General features: G+C 69.6%; 1 protein-coding gene. It reads left to right on the forward strand.

Annotation, left to right across the window (positions count from 1 at the left end; translation table 11 throughout):
- Window positions 1-237, forward strand: a 237-nt coding sequence (locus tag HW452_RS17485; RefSeq protein WP_224107357.1) for a hypothetical protein, incomplete at both ends; no start/stop codon positions are given.

The raw sequence follows: 237 nt of genomic DNA on the forward strand, positions 1-237 counted from the left end.
CGACCAGCCAGGGCAACGACCCGGACGGTGACAACGCGGCGCTGCGCTACAGCCTGACCGAGGGCAGCAACGCCGACGGCTACTACGCCATCGACGCGATCACCGGCACCGTCACTCTGACCGACGCAGGTGCGGCCCACGTCAACGGCGGCGGCAACCTGCCGGCGGTCAATGTCACGGTAACGGACGAAGACGGCCTGACCGCACGTGGCGACGCCACCGTGGGTGACAGCGCCT

Source organism: Vreelandella aquamarina (assembly GCF_020075495.1).
Taxonomy (GTDB): domain Bacteria; phylum Pseudomonadota; class Gammaproteobacteria; order Pseudomonadales; family Halomonadaceae; genus Vreelandella; species Vreelandella aquamarina_A.